Genomic DNA, 18,468 nt, shown 5'->3' on the forward strand with positions numbered 1-18,468 from the left:
CAACCCCACCGGCTTGATACCTTCTTCCCATGGTCAGGCCCGCGCAGACGGCGCGTAGCGAGCGCACTCGCGAAGCGTTGCGGCAGGCCGCCCTGGTGCGATTCCTGGCCCAGGGCGTGGAAGACACGTCGGCCGAGCAGATCGCCGCCGACGCCGGGGTGTCGCTGCGGACGTTCTACCGCCACTTCAGCTCCAAACACGATCTGCTGTTCGCCGACTACACCGGGCTGCACTGGTTTCGCTCCGCCCTGGATGCCAGGCCGGTCGACGAACCCATCATCGACTCGGTGCAGGCGGCCATCTTCTCGTTCCCGTATGACGTCGATGCCGTCACCAAGATCGCCGCCCTGCGGCAAGACGAGCTGGACCCCGGCCGCATCGTCCGCCACATCCGGGAGGTCCAGGCCGATTTCGCCGACGCCATTGGCGCGCAGCTGCAACGGCGCAGCCGCGGGGCCGACGGCGCCGCGGCTGCGACGGCGGACCGACGGGTGCGCACGGCGGTCACCGCGAGATGCATTGCGGCCGCGGTGTTCGGCGCGATGGAGGTCTGGATGGAGAGCGACGAGCGGTCGCTGGGCGAGCTCGCGCGGCTGTGCCACGCGGCGCTGGAGTCGCTGCGGGCGGGGATCACCGACACCTGGGTCACGGCGACCGCACCTGAAGTTTCGTCATAATTGACAAAACTTTGGCGTCGTGCGAGCCTCCATTCCGGAGGGCAGGACATGACTGATTACGACGCGATAGTCATCGGCGCGGGCCACAATGGGCTGACCGCGGCCGTGCTGCTGCAGAAGGCCGGGCTGCGGACCGTGTGCCTGGACCCCAAGCTCTACGCGGGCGGCATGGCCTCCACCGTCGAGCTTTTCGACGGGTACCAGTTCGAGATCGCCGGCTCGGTGCAATTCCCGACGTCTCAGGTGGTGGTGGACGAGCTGGGCCTGGACACCATTCCGACGATCGACCTGGACGTGATGTCGGTGGCCGTGCGCGGTGTCGGCGACGATCCGCTGGTGCAGTACAGCGACCCGATCAAGCTGTTCACCCATCTCAACGAGGTGCACGGCGCGGACGCCGTCAACGGCATGGCCGGGCTGATGGCCTGGAGTCAGGGGCCGACCCGCGCGCTGGGCCGGTTCGAAGCCGGAACGCCACCCAAGAGCATCGACGAGATGTATGCCTGTGCGACAAACGAATTCGAGCGCTCGGCGATCGACGACATGTTGTTCGGGTCGGTCACCGACGTGTTGGACCGCTACCTGCCGGACCGCGAGAAGTTCGGCGCGATCCGCGGCTCGATGACGGTGCTGGCCGTCAACACGCTCTACCGGGGCCCGTCCACGCCCGGTAGCGCCGCTGCGCTCGCCTTCGGCCTCGGCGTGCCCGACGGCGACACCATGCAGATGAAGAAGCTGCGCGGTGGCATCGGCGCACTCACCTCGCACCTGTGCGAGGTGCTGCAAAGCCATGGCGGCGAACTCCGGTTGCGCACCAAGGTGACCGAGATCATGGTCGCCGACGGACGGGTGACCGGGGTGCGCACCGAGGCGGGCGAGACGTTGAACGCCCCGATCGTGGTCTCCGGCATCGCACCGGACATCACGCTCAACGAGCTGGTCGACCCCGCCGCGCTGCCCGCCGACATCCGGGAACGCTACGCGCGCATCGACCACCGCGGCAGCTACCTGCAGATGCACTTCGCGCTGCAGGAGGCGCCAGCTTTCGCCGCGCCCTACGAGGCCCTCAACGAGCCGGCCATGCAGGCCTCGATCGGCCTGTTCTGTACGCCGGAGGAAGTCCAGCAGCAATGGGAGGACGCGCGGCGCGGAATCGTCCCGGCCGACCCGACCGTCGTGTTGCAGATCCCGTCGCAGAACGACCCGGACCTGGCGCCGCAGGGAAAGCATGCCGCGTCGGCGTTCGCGCTGTTCTTCCCGATCGAGGGCGACGTGGATTACGGGCAGGCCAAGGTCGAAATGGGTCAGCGGGTGATCGACAAGATCACCAGGCTCGCCCCGAATTTCGAACGCAGCATCATCCGGCACACCACCTTCACGCCCAGGCACATGGGCGTGATGTTCGGCGCCCCCGGCGGGGACTACTGCCACGGCCTGCTGAACGCCAACCAGGTCGGGCCCAACCGGCCCGGCCCGCGGGGATTCCTCGGCCAGCCGATCCCGATCGAGGGGCTGTATCTGGGCAGCGCGGGCTGTCACGGCGGCCCGGGGATCACCTTCATCCCCGGCTACAACGCGGCGCGCCAAGCGCTCACCGATCGGAGCCGCTGAGAGGCGTCCTAGCCGCCCCGGCGGAGCAGTTCGTCCAACAGGGCGGTGAACTCGTCGGGGCGCGCCGGGGTGAATGCGGGGGCGGGCCGCGTGCCCGGCACGTCCAGCGTGATCAGCTTCGACTTGAAGGGCCTGCTGATGTCCAGCGGCAGCCAGCGGCGAAAATCCGAGCTGCCCCATATCCGGAACCGCTGGGTGAACAGCCCCAGGTCTTCGGCTTTGTACCCGCGGATCGCATCGAGTGCGATCACCTTCGCCGTGCCCGAAGGAAAGTGGTAGCGGCGCAACGTGATCGCCGCACGGTCCAGCTGGACCAGGCCGTCGTCGTAGGAGTCGCTCACGCCCGCGAACTCCGCAGCTGGTGACCCTTCGCGGTCAGGCAGTGCCCGTCGTCCAGTCGCCATTGCCAGCCATGCAGGTTGCAGGTCAACGTGTTTCCCTCGACCACACCGAATTTCGACAGGTCGGCCTTGAGGTGCGGGCAGCGGCGCTGAACTTCCCAGCCGTCCAGTGTGACCGAGGCCGAGTCGTCGTGAGTCTCGGCGAACCAGCCGTCGGCGTAGGCGATCCGTTCATCGGTCAGGCACTTGAAGAACGTGTAGAGGTACTCGTTGTAGCCACCGACTCGCCAGGCCCTGAACCGGGTCGACAGGAAGATGGTGTTGACCCAGTCCGGCTCGCCGTCGCGCAGCACGGTGCGGACCAACTCCGGTGCTATCGCGAACCCGTAGCGAACCTTCTCATCCGGAATCCGTTCCCGCACAGCGCGTTTCGGGAAGTCCAGGATCACGGTCTCCGGTCCGAGCACCAGTTCGACGGGATAACCGATCCCGTCACAGATCTCGTCGCTTTGCGACATGATCGGCTCGAACAGCGCGCGCAGCGGTTCCAGCAGCGGCTCCCCGGTGGCCGGGGCCCAGCCGGCCCGCTGCGCGGCGACGACCGGTGCCATCCGTTCGGCGTACTCGGCGATGTAGTCGGCCTTGCCCGTGGTGAAGATGGCCTCGACCTCGTCCGTGGGCAGCGGATGGGTCAGCGAATTCAGCGTGGAGCCGGTGAAGTCGGCGGTCGACCCGGGGATCATCAGCAGCCCGCCGTCGTTGCCGTGCCTGCGCATCTGGTCCAGGAAGACCATCTGGTCGGGGAAGATGTTGGCCGGATCCGCGTGGTCGTCGTTGAGGTCGCGCAGCTCCGGGTCCAGGAAGCAGGGCGGGCCCGCGGAGGGGACCACCCACGTCGCCCCCACCTGGGCGAGGTACTGGCGGGCGCGGTCCATCTGGCGTTGCCGCTTCTGGACACCGAAGGACTCCTTCGCGCGGGCCGGCATGTCATAGACCATCGGGTACCAGATGGCCCCCGAGTACTGCAGCATGTGCACGTCGATATGCCCGAACTCGGACGCCAGCACGTCCAGGTCCACGGGCCGCGCGTCATTCATGTTGAAAACCGTTGTCGCGCCGTCGGAAACCAGCAGCGCGGAATCACCGATCGGGCCGTCGGCCGGCGCCCGCAGGGCGATGATCATGACGTCGAGGTCGCCCTTCGGACCGCCGATCCGGTGCTTGATCGAGTTGCTGGTCTCGAAGAACCGGTGAAAACCCAGCTTCTGCAACTCATCTCGCAGGTCGGGCACCGGGAAGTCCGGCAGCAACACCACCGCATCCTTGTTGACGTGCTCGGCCAGGTTCTTCGCGTCGAAGTGGTCCTTGTGCAGGTGCGAGACATACAGGTAGTCGCAGTCACCCAGGTCGTCCCAGTCCAGCGTGCTGTTGTCCGGGAACGGGAACCACGACGCGAAGTAGGCGGGATTGACCCACGGGTCGCAAAGGATGCTGCCCGCTTGGGTCTGGATCAGAAATCCGGCGTGGCCGACGCTGGTGACCTGCACTGATACCTTCCTGGGGCCGGTTAAACGCTGCTGCTGCCTCGGCCGGGGGTGACGGCTTTTCAGCCCCCGAGCTTAGCGCGAGCCGGCACCATCGGCCCGGCACCGCCGTCCGGTGACGGTGTGCGGGGCCTGGGCCGTCCACCTGGGATTTCGGGCTGTTAGGGCGGCGCAGGGACGGGAGCACTAGGCTGAAGTGCTGTGGAACCGGTTTACGGGACTGTCATTCAGCTCGCCCGCCTGGTGTGGCGTGTCCAGGGTCTGAAAATCACCATCGCGGGTGAAGAGAACCTGCCGAAAAGCGGCGGCGCGGTGATCGCGATCAACCACACCGGCTACCTGGACTTCACCTTCGCGGGACTGCCGGCCTACAAGCAGGGCCTGGGGCGCAAGGTGCGGTTCATGGCCAAGCAGGAGGTTTTCGACCACAAGTTCACCGGGCCGATCATGCGCAGCCTGCGGCACATCTCGGTGAATCGACAAGACGGCGCCGCCTCCTTCGAGGCCGCCGTCCGGCACTTGAAGGACGGCGAGCTGGTCGGCGTCTACCCCGAAGCCACGATCAGCCGCAGCTTCGAGATCAAGGAATTCAAATCGGGGGCCGCGCGCATGGCCGTCGAGGCCGGGGTGCCGATCGTTCCGCACATCGTCTGGGGTGCCCAGCGGATCTGGACGAAGGACCACCCGAAGAAGCTGTGGCGTCCGAAGGTTCCGATCACGGTGCTGGTCGGCGAACCGATCGAGCCGACGCTGGGCATCGAGGAACTGAAGGGGCTGCTGCATTCGCGCATGCAGCATCTGCTGGAACGTGCTCAGGAGATGTACGGGCCGCACCCGGCCGGCGAGTTCTGGGTGCCCCACCGGCTGGGTGGGGGCGCTCCGTCGCTGGCGCAAGCGGCCCAGCTGGAGGCCGAGGAGGCGGCCGCCCGGGCGGCTCGCCGGGCCCGGTCCGCAGGGGCGTCGGAGTAGTGCTCGATGGTGGAGCCGACCTTCCGCGCTTTGGAGCTACTGGCTCAACTGGCGGTCAAGGCCACCGGCACCAAAATCACCCTCCAGGGTGAGGAGCAGATTCCCGAGCAGGGCGGCGCGGTGGTGGCGATCAACCACACCAGCTATGTCGACTTCCTGCCCGCCGCGCTGGCCGTACATCGGCGGGGACGTCGGCTGAGGTTCATGATCAAAGCGGAGATGCAGCAGGTCAAACCGGTCAATTTCCTGATCAAGCACACCAGGACCATCCCGGTGGACCGCGGCGCCGGGGCGGGTGCCTATGCGATCGCGGTGCAGCGGCTCCGCGAAGGTGAGCTGGTCGGGGTGTACCCGGAAGCCACGATCAGCCGCAGCTTCGAGCTCAAGGAGTTCAAGACCGGCGCGGCCCGGATGGCCATCGAAGCCGAGGTCCCGATCGTGCCGGTGATCGTCTGGGGAGCGCAGCGAATCTGGACCAAGGATCACCCGCGGAATGTGGGCCGCGCCAAAATACCCATTACTGTGCAGGTAGGCGCGCCGATAAGGGCGCACGAAGACATCGCGCAGACCAACGCTGCCCTGCGCGACTCGATGACCACCTTGCTGCACCGGGCGCAACAGCACTATCCGGGCGAGCCCGGGGCGTACTGGATGCCGCACCGGCTGGGCGGCGGAGCGCCAACCCTGGCGGAAGCCGCCCGCGTGGAGGCCACCGAGGCGGCGGCCCGCTCGGCCAACAGGACCGAGCGCCCGTCGCAGTAGGCGAAGGAGAAGACATGCCCGAGGGGTTCTACCGGTTGGCGGAGTGGGTCGTCCCGCCGATGGTGGCGATGCAGGGGACCAAGTTCACCTATCACGGCCTGGAGAACATTCCGGCGCGCGGCGGCGCCCTGCTGGCCCAGAACCACACCAGCTACCTGGACTGGCTCCCGACGCTGATGGCCGTCCGTGAGCGCAAGCGGCGCGCGTACTTCATGATCAAGGCCGAGATGGCCGACGTGAAGGCGGTCAACTATGTCATCAATCACGCCCGGCTCATCCCGGTGGATCGCAGGTCGGGGCACGACGCCCTCGATGTGGCCGTGCAGCGCATGCGCGAGGGTGAGCTGATCGGGATGCACCCCGAGGCGACGATCAGCCGCAGTTTCGAGCTGCGCGAGTTCAAGACCGGTGCGGCGCGCATGGCGCTGGACGCCCGGGTGCCGATCGTTCCGATCGTCGTGTGGGGCGCTCACCGGATCTGGCCCAAAGATCATCCGAAGAAGGTGTTTCGCAACAAGGTTCCGATCACCGTGGCTGCCGGCCGGCCGTTGCCGCCGCGGGGCACGCCCGAGGAACTCAACCTGCTGTTGCGTTCGGCGATGAACGACCTGCTGTACCGGGTGCAGGAGGAGTATCCGCACCCGAAAGACGAATTCTGGGTACCGCGACGGCTGGGTGGCAGCGCGCCCACCCAGGAGGATTCCCGGGCTCTTCGGCTGTCGGAGTTGCAGGAGCGGTTGCAGAAGTACGGAACCGACGGCGTGACGCGACCCGGGCAGAGCCAGAGCGGACGGCATTGAGGGCCCCGGCCAGCCGCCGGGGCGGGCGGTTTCGATGACCCTGCCGGCGCTCATCGCCTGCGACGTCGACGGCACCCTGTTCGACGACGACGAGAAGGTCTCACCGCGCACCCGCGACGCGATCCGCGCCGCGGTGGCCTCCGGCGCGCAGTTCGTGGTGGCGACCGGCCGTCCGCCGCGCTGGATCAGGCCCGTCGTCGACGCGCTGGGTTTCGCGCCAATCTCGGTGTGCGCCAACGGTGCCGTCATCTATGACGCCGCGACCGACCGGGTGGTGTCGACCCACACGCTGCCCGTCGACACCCTGGCCGAGCTGGCCGAGCTGGCGACCCGCGTCATCCCCGGTGCGGGGCTGGCCGTCGAGCGCATCGGCGAGAGCGCCCATGACACGGCGACGCCCCAGTTCGTCAGCTCGCCGGGCTACGAGCATGCCTGGCTGAACCCGGACAACACCGAGGTGTCGATCCAGGATCTGCTCAGCGCCCCGGCCATCAAGCTGCTCATCCGCCGCGCCGGGGCCCGCAGCGCAGACATGGCAGCCGAACTGGCCAAGCATGTCGGCATCGAGGGCGACATCACCTACTCCACCAACAACGGCCTGATCGAGATCGTGCCGCTGGGCACCAGCAAGGCCACCGGCATCGAGGAGATCGCCCGGCCGCTGGAGATCGCCCGCGAGGAGGTGGTGGCCTTCGGCGACATGCCCAACGACCTGTCGATGCTGCGGTGGGCGGGGCACGGCGTGGCCATGGGCAACGCCCATCCGGACGTGCGGGCAGCCGCCGACGAGGTCACCACCGCGAACAACGACGACGGGGTGGGCCGGGTGCTGGAACGCTGGTGGCTTTAGGCGGCCAGTAGCGGGTGCGGCACGAGGCAGGGATTTCAGCCAACGAAGCGGCCGATCGCAACGAAGGCCGCGAGCAGCAGGAGTATCGCGTTGACGGGCAAAGGTTGCCGCTCGTGGCGGGTCAGGTGCACGCGGAATGCGCCGATCTGCACGACGACCAGACCGACCGCCGCGATCGGGGTCAGGACGGGGGCGATGCCGGTGGCTCCGGGCAGGATCAGCCCGAGCGCGCCAAGGATCTCGACCGCGCCGACGGCTTTCACTGCCGCGTCAGAATTGTCCTTCATCCAGTCGAGCCGACCTGTCGCCACGAGCTGCTCGCGCGACCGAACGACCTTTAGTCCGCCCGCGGCGAGATAGACGACGGCGAGCAGGCCCTGCACGGTCCAAAGTGCGATGTTCACCGAATCCCCAATCCTTACTATTTGTGCGTAGGCACATCGTGTGTGAGCGTGGGGGCGGCGACAAAAGGCACACCGATGTATGCATCCAGGAAGGCGGCCTCGGTATGACGCAAATCACACGGAAGGTCGCGCGCATACCCGAAGGCGGAGCGGTCCGGGAGGTACTCGACCGCATCGGGGACAAGTGGAGTCTGTTGGTGATCGGCACACTCCGCGGCGGGCCGCTGCGTTTCGGTGAGCTGGCGGAGACCGTGGCGGGCATCTCGCAGCGGATGCTCACCCTGACGTTGAAGCACCTGGTCGAGGACGGCCTGGTCCGCCGCACGGCCTACGCGGAGGTGCCGCCGCGGGTGGAGTACGAGCTGACCGAGCTGGGGCGGACGCTGTTACCGCTGGTGATCGCGCTCGCCGAGTGGGCCATGGCACACCATGAGCAGATCAACGCCAACCGCACGTCGCAGATCAAGGACGAGTAAGCGTCTTCGAGCGCGAGACTGGCGTCGGGCACCGGTCAATTCCGCTCACGGCGAGACCGCTTGCGTGGTTGCGGAGAAGTTGCCCTAGGTGGGCGTGGGGTGCGACGGCAGCGAGAAGTGCTCGGACGGAACCGTTGGGCCGCTTGGAGATTCGGTCGTCAGTGGAACCGTGATCCCGTCCACGACCTCGGTGACGTTTCCGGTCAACCGCTCGTAGTTCAGCGTGCCGTGCTGGAAGTTCTGCGTAATCTGCAGCGGCTCTTGGATTTCCGCGCTGGTCGGCAGGCCGAGTGGGCCGCGTTCGTAGCTCTCCGAACCCCAGGCGTCGTAGATGGCGCCGGTGACCGGCTGGGCGCCGGTCTCGGGGGACCAGTACATCGCGCCCCGCGCGAACGTGACGAAGCGGGCATCGCCCTCCGCGCTGTCTTCCGGGGAGGTCGGCGAGCCCAGCACGCTGTTCATCGCGCCGATCGCCTGCCAGTGGTCATAGATCGCCCCGCCCTCCAGCGCCTTGAGCAGTTCTTCGGGCGGATCGTTGACATGTGATGCGATGTCACGCATTTCGTCCATCAGCGCGTAGGCGGCGTTGCCGGGGCAATCGGTGTTCCCGACGTCGCGGTGGGTGAAGATGGTCGGCAGCGTCGCGATGGAGCCGGCCGGGAAGGTGGTGTAGTGGCTGCCGGCCGACTCCAATTGCACCGTGCCCTTGGGGTCGACGCCGTCCAGGCCCAGGCGCCAACCGAGCAGCCGGCCCATGGTCCGAAGCTGGATCGGCGTGGGGGGCACGTCGTCGAAGTTGCCGATCATCGCCACACCCCACGTGTTGCGGTTGAATCCGCCGGTGTGGAAGGCCTCGACCGCCTTGGTGAGTCCGCCCGCGCTGCCTTCGAATACCTGGCCGTACTTGTCGACCAGTGCGTTGTAGGCGATGTCGCACCAGCCCAGCGTCTTGCTGTGGTAGGTGTAAATGGCTTTGACGATCCCGGCCGACTCCAGCGGCGAATAGTCATTGCTGCCCGCGGTGTGGTGCACGACCGCCGCGCGAATCCCGTTGTCGTACTGTGGGCTACCGCAGCGCAGCGACTCGTCGGCGCCCCACTGCGCGCGGCTGATGATCGGCGGAGCCTGGCCCGGCATCAACACCCCGGCCGGTGGTGTCCAATGAGTTTCGGCCGGCGCTTGCGGTGGGGAGATGAGGACGGCCGAGATGTTCTGGCCGAAGGGCTGTTCCCTGCTTGCCGGCTTGTAGCCCAGGTCGGGCTTGTCGCTCGGCGGCGCCGGCGGCGGCTGCGTCACCGCCGCGTCGAGCGGACGGGTGACCGCGATCTGGACGGTCGTGGTGGTGCCGACGAACACCGGATCGGTGCCGCGTGGCCCCTCCGTCGCCGCGCCGGGATGGTCGGGCCCGACGGACTCTTCGCCGCCCGCTCGGGACGCCGGGTCGGGTGCCGCGGTTTCGTACTCGGTCTGATACCAGGGGCCCCACGAGCCGTCGGGGCGCTTCGCGCGCACGCGGGTCGACGTGCCGGCCAGGTCGCCGGTCAGGGCGACCAGGGCAAACGGGGTGGTCTGGCTGATTTCGCGAACCGTGACGCCCGCGCCCAGCCCGACCAGCGGCTGTTCGACGAGTTGGGTGCCGCGTGACGGCGGCGCGCCGGCGGTGCCGCGGTCGCGTGTCGTGTCCGACAGCCACGAGACGAGCACCACGGTCGCCGCCATGGCGGTGAGCAACATCGTCGGCGCACGACTGCGAGACACCAGGCGATGTTACGTGTGTTTCTAATGTTATCTATGGGACGACACGAATTGAGCACCGGCGAATCTGCACAAAATCGACGGCACCGCAGATGATCCTGCGGTGCCGTCTTGTGGAGGGTTTGTAAAGGACTAGACCGGGGGCAGTGTCGGTACCGCACCGGCGGCCGCCGGCAACGCACCGGCCGCACCCGCGGCGGCGGGAAGAGCGCCCGCGGCGGCACCCGGCAGGGCACCCGCGGCACCCGGCAGGGCACCCGCGACACCCGGCAGGGCACCCGCGGCTCCCGGCAGCGCACCGGCCGCGCCCGGCAGGGCACCCGCGGCACCGGCACCGCCATGCATGCCCTGCGTGATGGCCGGCATGACCAGGCCCTTGAGCAGGTCGATCGCCTGGCCCGCACCCAGCTGGTTGGCGGCTTGCATCACGTCGTTGACCAGACCGCCACTGGCACCGCCGGTGCCCGAACCGCCGCCCAGGCCGGTACCGCCACCGCCGATCGGCGAAGCGCTACCGAAGGTCGACGGGTCGCCCAGGATCGGATAGGTGCCACCGGCGCCCGGATCCAGCCCGGCTCCGGAGTCGATCGGCACCTCGCTCGGCGACATCGCCGTGCCGCCCAGGCCTGGAGTGACCCCGGCCGGGCTGGTCAGCCCGGGGTTGGACAGCGCCGGGTTGAGCCCGGCACCCGGGGTCGCGACACCGCCACCAGGGGTGGTCGGCAGTGCGCCGGGCGCGGTCAGCCCGGGCGTCATGGGCGCCATACCGGGGCTGGTCAGGCCAGGGCTCGTCAAGCCGGGACTGGTCAGGCCGGGGCTGGTCAAACCGGGGCTGGTCACGCCCGGATTGGTCAGGCCCGTGGTCCCCAGCCCGGGGGTTCCGAGGCCTGGAGTGCCCAGGCCGGGGCTGGCGAGACCCGGCGTGCCGGTCGCACCCCCGTTCAAGGCAGGAATGGGGGGCATGTTGATCCCGAATTGCGACAGCCCCTGCGACAGCGCACCCATCAGCTCGCCGGGCAGGTCGCTCATCACCGCGGCCTGCTTGAAGTCGTGATGCTCGGGCGCCTTGTTGCCGGCAGTCGATTCGTAGACCAGGAAGTACGCGCAAGGACTCGCCACTGCCAGGGCGGCAACCGCGCTCATGGCTGTTGAGAGCTTGCGTCGGCGTCGGTTCGGCACGGAAGTCTCCTCTATCTGACTATGTGTTGTGTCGGCGCGTCCCACCGCTCCTAACTGGTGGGAATCACACAAGGTCGATGGTACGAGTGGTGAGCCTGTTACTAGAGTGGTGATATTGAATCGTGAGGCATTTGCGACCCCGACTGTGATCGCGGAGCCCGGGCGCCTCAACGGCCGTCGTCACAGGCCCAACGCCGCTGCATGGCCTCGCCAAATGGGTTAGGGCCACGCGGTCGGATACCCTAAGCAACCGATGACCGCTCGTTTCGATCTTTTCGTCGTCGGCTCTGGATTCTTCGGACTGACCATTGCCGAGCGCGTGGCTACCCAGCTCGGGAAGCGCGTCCTGGTCGTGGACCGCCGACCGCACATCGGTGGCAACGCCTACTCAGAAGCCGAGCCGCACACCGGCATCGAGGTGCACAAGTACGGTGCCCACCTGTTCCACACCTCCAACAAGAGGGTCTGGGACTACGTGCGGCAGTTCACCGACTTCACCGACTACCGGCACCGCGTCTTTGCGATGCACAACGGGCAGGCCTACCAGTTCCCGATGGGGCTGGGCCTGGTATCGCAGTTCTTCGGCAAGTACTTCACCCCGGAGGAAGCCCGCAAGCTCATCGCCGAGCAGGCCGCCGAGATCGACACGGCCGACGCCCAGAACCTCGAGGAGAAGGCGATCTCGCTGATCGGCCGGCCGCTCTACGAGGCCTTCGTCAAGGGATACACGGCCAAGCAGTGGCAGACCGACCCCAAAGAGCTGCCGGCCGCGAACATCACCCGGCTGCCGGTGCGCTATACCTTCGACAACCGCTACTTCAGCGACACCTACGAGGGCCTGCCCGTCGCCGGCTACACGGCCTGGCTGCGCAACATGGCCGCCGACGATCGCATCGAGGTCCGGCTGGACACGGACTGGTTCGACGTGCGCGACCAACTGCGCGCGGACAGCCCCGACGCGCCGGTCGTCTACACCGGACCGCTCGACCGCTACTTCGACTACGCCGAGGGCCGGCTGGGCTGGCGCACCCTCGATTTCGAGCTGGAGGTGCTGCCCACCGGCGACTTCCAGGGCACCCCGGTGATGAACTACAACGACCCCGACGTGCCCTACACCCGCATCCACGAGTTCCGTCACTTCCACACCGAGCGCGACTATCCCCCCGACAAGACCGTGATCATGCGGGAGTACTCGCGCTTCGCCGAAGACGACGACGAGCCCTACTATCCGATCAACACCGAAGCCGACCGCTCCCTGTTGGCCGCCTACCGAGCCAGGGCGAAGGCCGAGACGGCGTCGTCGAAGGTACTGTTCGGCGGCCGGCTGGGCACCTATCAATACCTGGACATGCACATGGCGATCGCCAGCGCCCTGAACATGTACGACAACGTGCTCGCGCCGCACCTGCGGGACGGCACATCCCTGATCGAAGCCCAGAACAAAGAGGAAGGCGCGCGCTGATGCGCGCCACGATGCACAGCGAAGCGATGAGAAGGAGTGGCGCCTAAATGAGTGCCGTGAGCCTGCTGTCCCGGATCATCCTGCCGCGTCCCGGCGAGCCGCTCGACGTGCGCAAGCTGTATCTCGAGGAGTCGACGACCAACGCCCGGCGTGCCCACGCCACCAGCCGCACGTCGCTGGAGATCGGCAAAGAGTCCGAGGTGTCGTTCGCCACCTACTTCAACGCCTTTCCGGCCAGCTACTGGCGCCGCTGGTCGATCTGTCAGTCGGTGGCGCTGCGCGTCGAGCTGACCGGAACCGGGCGCGTCGACGTGTACCGGACCAAGGCGACCGGGGTGCGAATCTCGGTGGAGGGCCGCCAATTCGTCGGCACCGACGACCAGCCGGCCGTCGTCGAGATCGAGGTACCGCTCAAGCCGTTCGAGGACGGCGGCTGGATCTGGTTCGACATCACCACCGACACCGCGGTCAACCTCATCAGCGGCGGCTGGTACGCCACCGAGCCCGCACCGGGCACGGCCAACATCGCCGTCGGCATCCCCACGTTCAACCGCCCCGCCGACTGCGTCAACGCGCTGGCCGACCTCACCGCGGATCCGTTGGTGGACAAGGTGATCGGTGCGGTCATCGTGCCGGACCAGGGTGTGCGCAAGGTGCGTGATCACCCGGACTTCGCGGCGGCGGCCGCGGGACTGGGCAGCCGGCTGTCCATCCATGACCAGCCCAACCTCGGCGGCTCCGGCGGCTACAGCCGCGTGATGTACGAAGCGCTGAAAAACACCGATTGCCAACAGATCCTGTTCATGGACGACGACATCCGCATCGAGCCGGACACGATCCTGCGGGTGCTGGCGCTCAACCGTTTCGCCAAGAAGCCGACGCTCATCGGCGGGCAGATGCTCAACCTGCAGGAGCCGTCGCACCTGCACATCATGGGCGAGGTCGTCAACCAGGCGAACTTCATGTGGACCGCCGCGCCGCACGCCGAGTACGACCACAACTTCGCCGAATTCCCGTTGAACGACAAGAACGATCGGAGCGCGCTGCTGCACCGGCGCATCGACGTCGACTTCAACGGCTGGTGGACGTGCATGATCCCGCGACAGGTCGCCGAGGAACTGGGCCAACCGCTGCCGCTGTTCATCAAATGGGACGACGCCGAATACGGCCTGCGCGCCGGCGAGCACGGCTATCCGACGGTCACGCTGCCCGGCGCCGCGATCTGGCACATGGCCTGGAGCGACAAGGACGACGCCATCGACTGGCAGGCCTACTTCCACCTGCGCAACCGGTTGGTGGTGGCGGCGCTGCACTGGGACGGCGACATCACCGGACTGGTCCGCAGCCACCTCAAGGCGACACTGAAACACCTTGCCTGCCTTGAGTATTCGACGGTTGCGATTCAGAACCGGGCCATCGACGACTTCCTGGCCGGCCCGGAGCACATCTTCTCGATCCTGGAATCGGGTCTGCCCGAGGTGCACCGGCTGCGCAAGGAATACCCGGACGCCGTCGTGCTGCCGGCGGCCAGCGAACTGCCGGCGCCATCGCACAAGACCAAGGCGATGAAGCCGCCGGTGAACCCGGTGTCGATCAGCTACCGGCTGGCCCGCGGCATCCTGCACAACATGACCAAGGCTGACACCGAATCCCACACCCGGCCCGAGTTCAACGTGCCGACCCAGGATGCGCGCTGGTTCCGGCTGTGCACGGTCGACGGCGTGACGGTCACCACCGCCGACGGTTGCGGCGTGGTCTACCGGCAGCGGGACCGGCGAAAGATGTTCTCGCTGTTGTTCGCATCGCTGCGCCGGCAGCGCAAGCTGCTCAGCCGGTTCGACGGGATGCGCCGGGTGTATCGCGACGCGCTGCCCGTGTTGTCCAGCAAGCAGAAGTGGGAGACGGCGTTGCTGCCCGCTGCAGAACATGCATGAGGCCGCCGCTGCGCAGGCGCCCCGCGGCGAGGTGGCCGCGCTGGTCGCGGTGCAGGCGGCACTGAGCGATCGTCCCGGGGCGCTGCCGGTGGCGCGCGCGCTGTCCCACTTCGGCGAGCACAGCATCGGCTGGGTGGCCGTCGCCGCGCTCGGAGCGCTGCTGTCCCCGAAGCGGCGCTGGGACTGGCTGGTGGCCGGCGCCGGGGCGTTCGCCGCACACGCCGCGGCCGTCATCGTCAAGCGGATCGTGCGCCGCAAGCGGCCGCATGATCCCGCCGTCGCGGTCAACGTCGGCACGCCCAGCCAACTGAGTTTCCCATCGGCACATGCCACTTCGACCACGGCCGCGGCGTTGCTGATGGGCCGGACCACGGGTCTGCCGCTGCCCGCCGTCCTGGTGCCCCCGATGGCGTTGTCGCGGATGCTGCTGGGCGTGCACTACCCCAGCGACGTGGCGTTCGGCATCGCGCTCGGTGCTGTCGTCGCGGCGATCGCGCGCCGCGCAGGAGAGGTCGCAAGAGGTGAAGCCGCATGAGTGAGGACGTCGTGACCCGGCCGCCCGCCAACCTGGTCTCCGGGGTGATCAAGGCGATCCGCCCCCGGCAGTGGGTGAAGAACGTACTGGTGCTGGCCGCACCGCTGGCCGCGTTGGGCGGCGGTGTCCGCTACGACTACGGGCAGCTGCTCACGCAGGTGGGCCTGGCGTTCGTGGTGTTCAGCCTGGCGGCGTCGTCGGTGTATCTGGTCAATGACGTGCGTGATGTCGAGGCCGACCGCGAACACCCGACCAAACGGTTCCGGCCGATCGCGGCGGGCATCGTCCCGGAGTGGCTGGCCTACGTCCTGGCGCTGCTGCTGGGGGTGGCCTCGCTGGGCATCGCGTGGGCGGTGACGCCCAACCTGACGCTGGTGATGGCCGTCTACCTCGGCATGCAGCTGGCGTACTGTTTCGGCCTCAAACACCAAGCCGTGCTTGACATCTGCATCGTGTCGTCGGCGTATCTACTTCGTGCCATCGCGGGCGGTGTGGCTGCCAAAATCCCGCTGTCTCAATGGTTTCTACTCTCCGCGGCGTTTGCATCGCTGTTCATGGTGGCCGGCAAGCGCTATGCGGAATTGCAGCTGGCCGAGCGCACCGGCGCGGCGATCCGCAAGTCACTGGAGAGTTACACCAGCACCTACCTGCGATTCGTCTGGACGCTGTCGGCCACCGCGGTGGTGATGTGCTACGGCCTGTGGGCGTTCGAGCGGGGGCACCACTCCGGGTCTTGGTACGCGGTGTCCATGGTTCCGTTCACCATCGCGATCCTGCGCTACGCGGTCGACGTGGACGGCGGGCTGGCCGGCGAACCCGAAGACATCGCGCTGCGGGACCGGGTGCTGCAGCTGCTGTTCCTGGCGTGGATCGCGACGGTCGGAGCCGCCGTTGCCTTCGGTTAGCCCCGAACTGCAGGCTCTCAAAGCGCGCATGATGCGCGGCCGGCCGGTGATCAGGCGGCCCGGCTGGCCGTTGTTTCCGTACACCACGATGGTGCGGGTCAGCCTGTGGATCAGCGTGGCGTTGGTCGCCATCCTGTTCGGGTGGGGGAGTTGGCAGCGGCGGTGGATCGCCGACGACGGGCTGATCGTGCTGCGCACCGTGCGCAATCTGCTCGCCGGCAACGGCCCGGTTTTCAACCAGGGTGAGCGGGTGGAGGCCAACACCTCCACGGCCTGGACCTACCTGATGTACGTCGGGAGCTGGGTCGGCGGCCCGCTGCGCATGGAGTACGTGGCGCTCGCGCTCGCGCTGGTGCTCTCGGTGGTGGGGGTGGCGCTGCTGATGCTGGGCGCCGCGCGGCTGTACGCCCCCAGTCTGCGGGGCCGCAGGGCCATCATGTTGCCCGCCGGCGCGCTGGTCTACATCGCGCTGCCGCCGGCGCGGGACTTTGCCACCTCCGGGCTGGAAAGCGGTTTGGCGCTGGCCTATCTCGGGCTGCTGTGGTGGATGATGGTCTGCTGGGCGCAGCCGGTGCGCAACCGCACAGATAACAAGGTGTTCGCCGGCCTGCTGGCGTTCGTCGCCGGGTTCAGCGTGTTGGTCCGGCCGGAGCTGGCGCTCATGGGCGGGCTGGCGCTGATCATGATGCTGGTCGCTGCCCGGACCTGGCGCCGCCGGGTGCTGATCGTGGTGGCCGGGGGTTTGCTGCCGGTCGGCTACGAAATCTTCCGGATGGGCTACTACGGCCTGCTGGTGCCGGGCACCGCCCTGGCCAAGGACGCGGCCGGGGACAAGTGGTCCCAGGGCATGATCTACCTCTCCAACTTCAACGCGCCCTATGCGGTGTGGATCCCGCTGGTGCTCCTCGTGCCGCTGGGTGTGCTGCTGTTCGCCGCGCGCCGGCGGCCGTCGTTCCTGCGCCCCGCGCTGGCACCCAACTACGGACGGGTGGCCCGCGCCGTGCACAGCCCGCCTGCGGTGGTGGCGTGGGTGCTGATCAGCGGGCTGTTGCAGGCCCTCTACTGGACCCGGCAGGGCGGCGACTTCATGCACGCCCGCGTGCTGCTGGCCCCGCTGTTCTGCCTGCTCGCTCCGATCGCCGTCATCCCGATCGCCATCCCCGACGGCCAGGACTATTCGCGGGAGACCGGTAACTGGGTTGCCGGCGCGGCCGGCGCGTTGTGGCTGGGGTTGGCCGGATGGGCACTGTGGGCGGCGAATTCACCCGGGATGGGCGACGACGCGACCCACGTCACCTACTCCGGGATAGTCGACGAACGCCGCTTCTACTCCCAGGCCACCGGCAACGCGCACCCGCTGACCGCCGCGGACTACCTGGGCTACCCGCGGATGGCGGCCATCCTGACCGCGCTGAACAACACCCCCGAAGGCGCGCTGCTGCTGCCGTCGGGCAATTACATCCAGTGGGACCTGGTGCCGCAGACCCAGCCGGCGCCGGGCGACAAGTCTGCGCAAAAGCCCCAGCATGCAGTGTTTTTCACCAACCTCGGCATGGTCGGCATGAACGTCGGGCTCGATGTCAGGGTGATCGATCAGATCGGGTTGGCGAATCCGCTTGCGCAACACACCGAACGGCTCAAGCACGGCCGCATCGGGCACGACAAGAACCTCTTTCCGGACTGGGTGATCGCCGACGGCCCCTGGGTGAAGCTCCCCCCGGGAATTCCGGGCTACCTGGACGCGCAGTGGGTCGCCGAGGCCGTCGCGGCGCTGCAATGTCCCGAGACGAAGGCGGTGCTCAGCTCGGTGCGCGCGCCGATGACCCCGCACCGATTCCTGTCCAACCTGGTGAACTCCTTCCAGTTCACCGGGTACCGGATCGACCGGGTGCCGCGCTACGAACTGGCCCGCTGCGGGCTGCCGATACCGCCGGAGCCACCGCCCCCACCGCGTGAGTAAGCATCGCGCAGAAGAAATTTCGGCACAGGACGAACAAATCACAGTGCGCCGGTCGCGAAAAAATGGCAGCAACATCACATTTGGCCCCTCACCAGCTCGCAATGACGGGCAAGCACACCTGAAAACGGTGCCTTTTCGACACATGTTTGAATTGAAATGCCCTGGGTAGGAGGACTGCTCGACTGTTGGCGACCGCGCCTCGATGCGACCGAATGGCACAACGTGTGGTTGACTACACGAGCACTGCCGCGCCTGCGCGCAGGCAGTTCGACCCAATCAAGAAAGTGGCCGGTCGGTGAAATGC

Annotated in this window: 17 protein-coding genes; 12 read left to right on the plus strand and 5 right to left on the minus strand. The window is 67.7% G+C overall.

Translation table 11 applies throughout. The annotated features are described in order from the left end of the window. Positions 1-29 precede the first annotated feature (29 nt). Together MTY59_RS10330 and MTY59_RS10335 are read left to right on the plus strand one after the other, a co-directional pair. The gene (locus MTY59_RS10330; RefSeq protein ID WP_221045554.1) at positions 30-677 is read left to right on the plus strand and encodes a TetR/AcrR family transcriptional regulator; all 648 of its coding nucleotides are present in this window, start codon (positions 30-32) and stop codon (positions 675-677) included. A gap of 48 nt (positions 678-725) precedes the next feature. Continuing rightward, on the plus strand, positions 726-2,288 hold the full coding sequence (locus MTY59_RS10335; protein WP_221045555.1) for a phytoene desaturase family protein: 1,563 nt from the start codon (positions 726-728) through the stop codon (positions 2,286-2,288). Positions 2,289-2,296: 8 nt separating this feature from the next. Here the strand turns inward: MTY59_RS10335 and MTY59_RS10340 are convergent, their stop codons facing one another. Together MTY59_RS10340 and MTY59_RS10345 are read right to left on the minus strand one after the other, a co-directional pair. Then, the gene (locus tag MTY59_RS10340) at positions 2,297-2,629 is read right to left on the minus strand and encodes a hypothetical protein (protein ID WP_221045556.1); all 333 of its coding nucleotides are present in this window, start codon (positions 2,627-2,629) and stop codon (positions 2,297-2,299) included. Then, positions 2,626-4,176 carry an MBL fold metallo-hydrolase gene (locus MTY59_RS10345; protein WP_221045557.1) on the minus strand — a complete coding sequence of 517 codons (1,551 nt, stop codon included), beginning with the start codon at positions 4,174-4,176 and terminating at the stop codon, positions 2,626-2,628. The genes MTY59_RS10340 and MTY59_RS10345 overlap by 4 nt, the downstream gene beginning before the upstream one ends. A gap of 198 nt (positions 4,177-4,374) precedes the next feature. Here MTY59_RS10345 and MTY59_RS10350 point away from each other — a divergent pair, with 198 nt between their 5' ends. Genes MTY59_RS10350 through MTY59_RS10365 form a run of 4 tightly spaced genes read left to right on the plus strand, consistent with a single transcriptional unit; the run spans position 4,375 to position 7,554 of the window. Then, on the plus strand, positions 4,375-5,142 hold the full coding sequence (locus tag MTY59_RS10350; protein ID WP_221045558.1) for a lysophospholipid acyltransferase family protein: 768 nt from the start codon (positions 4,375-4,377) through the stop codon (positions 5,140-5,142). Positions 5,143-5,148: 6 nt separating this feature from the next. Further along, positions 5,149-5,904 carry a lysophospholipid acyltransferase family protein gene (locus MTY59_RS10355; RefSeq protein ID WP_221045559.1) on the plus strand — a complete coding sequence of 252 codons (756 nt, stop codon included), beginning with the start codon at positions 5,149-5,151 and terminating at the stop codon, positions 5,902-5,904. Positions 5,905-5,918: 14 nt separating this feature from the next. Further along, the gene (locus tag MTY59_RS10360; RefSeq protein ID WP_221045560.1) at positions 5,919-6,704 is read left to right on the plus strand and encodes a lysophospholipid acyltransferase family protein; all 786 of its coding nucleotides are present in this window, start codon (positions 5,919-5,921) and stop codon (positions 6,702-6,704) included. A 34-nt stretch (positions 6,705-6,738) separates the two neighbouring features. Beyond that, a complete protein-coding gene (locus tag MTY59_RS10365) occupies positions 6,739-7,554 on the plus strand; it encodes an HAD family hydrolase (RefSeq protein ID WP_221045561.1) in 816 nt (271 codons plus the stop codon). 35 nt (positions 7,555-7,589) lie between these two features. On the opposite strand, the gene MTY59_RS10370 is transcribed toward MTY59_RS10365, so the two are convergent. Continuing rightward, positions 7,590-7,958: a DoxX family protein gene (locus MTY59_RS10370; RefSeq protein WP_250160797.1), complete on the minus strand. Its 369-nt coding sequence runs from the start codon at positions 7,956-7,958 to the stop codon at positions 7,590-7,592. Positions 7,959-8,062: 104 nt separating this feature from the next. Here MTY59_RS10370 and MTY59_RS10375 point away from each other — a divergent pair, with 104 nt between their 5' ends. Continuing rightward, a complete protein-coding gene (locus MTY59_RS10375; protein ID WP_221045562.1) occupies positions 8,063-8,434 on the plus strand; it encodes a winged helix-turn-helix transcriptional regulator in 372 nt (123 codons plus the stop codon). An 84-nt stretch (positions 8,435-8,518) separates the two neighbouring features. Here MTY59_RS10375 and MTY59_RS10380 read toward each other — a convergent pair whose 3' ends face one another. Both MTY59_RS10380 and MTY59_RS10385 read right to left on the minus strand, forming a co-directional pair. After that, the gene (locus tag MTY59_RS10380; protein WP_415822757.1) at positions 8,519-10,192 is read right to left on the minus strand and encodes an N-acetylmuramoyl-L-alanine amidase; all 1,674 of its coding nucleotides are present in this window, start codon (positions 10,190-10,192) and stop codon (positions 8,519-8,521) included. Positions 10,193-10,321: 129 nt separating this feature from the next. Further along, a complete protein-coding gene (locus MTY59_RS10385) occupies positions 10,322-11,368 on the minus strand; it encodes a PirG (RefSeq protein WP_221045563.1) in 1,047 nt (348 codons plus the stop codon). A gap of 253 nt (positions 11,369-11,621) precedes the next feature. On the opposite strand from MTY59_RS10385, the gene glf reads away from it, so the two are divergent. The 5 genes from glf to aftB are packed head-to-tail and all read left to right on the plus strand — an operon-like array spanning position 11,622 to position 18,164. After that, on the plus strand, positions 11,622-12,830 hold the full coding sequence (glf, locus tag MTY59_RS10390) for a UDP-galactopyranose mutase (protein ID WP_221045564.1): 1,209 nt from the start codon (positions 11,622-11,624) through the stop codon (positions 12,828-12,830). Between the two features lie 47 nt (positions 12,831-12,877). Continuing rightward, positions 12,878-14,764: a glycosyltransferase gene (locus tag MTY59_RS10395; RefSeq protein ID WP_221045565.1), complete on the plus strand. Its 1,887-nt coding sequence runs from the start codon at positions 12,878-12,880 to the stop codon at positions 14,762-14,764. Continuing rightward, complete coding sequence (locus tag MTY59_RS10400) at positions 14,757-15,299, plus strand: phosphatase PAP2 family protein (RefSeq protein ID WP_221045566.1); 543 nt, start codon at positions 14,757-14,759, stop codon at positions 15,297-15,299. Before MTY59_RS10395 ends, MTY59_RS10400 begins: the two co-directional genes overlap by 8 nt. Then, positions 15,296-16,204 (plus strand): decaprenyl-phosphate phosphoribosyltransferase, encoded by a 909-nt coding sequence (locus MTY59_RS10405; protein ID WP_221045567.1) that lies wholly within the window; start codon positions 15,296-15,298, stop codon positions 16,202-16,204. The genes MTY59_RS10400 and MTY59_RS10405 overlap by 4 nt, the downstream gene beginning before the upstream one ends. After that, a complete protein-coding gene (gene aftB, locus MTY59_RS10410) occupies positions 16,191-18,164 on the plus strand; it encodes a terminal beta-(1->2)-arabinofuranosyltransferase (protein WP_284145692.1) in 1,974 nt (657 codons plus the stop codon). The genes MTY59_RS10405 and aftB overlap by 14 nt, the downstream gene beginning before the upstream one ends. Positions 18,165-18,468 lie beyond the last annotated feature (304 nt).

The sequence above is a fragment of the Mycobacterium senriense genome (assembly GCF_019668465.1).
Taxonomy (GTDB): Bacteria; Actinomycetota; Actinomycetes; order Mycobacteriales; family Mycobacteriaceae; genus Mycobacterium; species Mycobacterium senriense.

Coding starts and splice junctions, on each gene's coding strand:
- MTY59_RS10365 (WP_221045561.1), top strand. CDS start 6,739: ATGACCCTGCCGGCGCTCATCGCCTGCGACGTCGACGGCACCCTGTTC.
- MTY59_RS10330 (WP_221045554.1), top strand. CDS start 30: ATGGTCAGGCCCGCGCAGACGGCGCGTAGCGAGCGCACTCGCGAAGCG.
- MTY59_RS10395 (WP_221045565.1), top strand. CDS start 12,878: ATGAGTGCCGTGAGCCTGCTGTCCCGGATCATCCTGCCGCGTCCCGGC.
- glf (WP_221045564.1), top strand. CDS start 11,622: ATGACCGCTCGTTTCGATCTTTTCGTCGTCGGCTCTGGATTCTTCGGA.
- MTY59_RS10335 (WP_221045555.1), top strand. CDS start 726: ATGACTGATTACGACGCGATAGTCATCGGCGCGGGCCACAATGGGCTG.
- MTY59_RS10400 (WP_221045566.1), top strand. CDS start 14,757: ATGCATGAGGCCGCCGCTGCGCAGGCGCCCCGCGGCGAGGTGGCCGCG.
- MTY59_RS10375 (WP_221045562.1), top strand. CDS start 8,063: ATGACGCAAATCACACGGAAGGTCGCGCGCATACCCGAAGGCGGAGCG.
- MTY59_RS10355 (WP_221045559.1), top strand. CDS start 5,149: ATGGTGGAGCCGACCTTCCGCGCTTTGGAGCTACTGGCTCAACTGGCG.
- MTY59_RS10360 (WP_221045560.1), top strand. CDS start 5,919: ATGCCCGAGGGGTTCTACCGGTTGGCGGAGTGGGTCGTCCCGCCGATG.
- MTY59_RS10405 (WP_221045567.1), top strand. CDS start 15,296: ATGAGTGAGGACGTCGTGACCCGGCCGCCCGCCAACCTGGTCTCCGGG.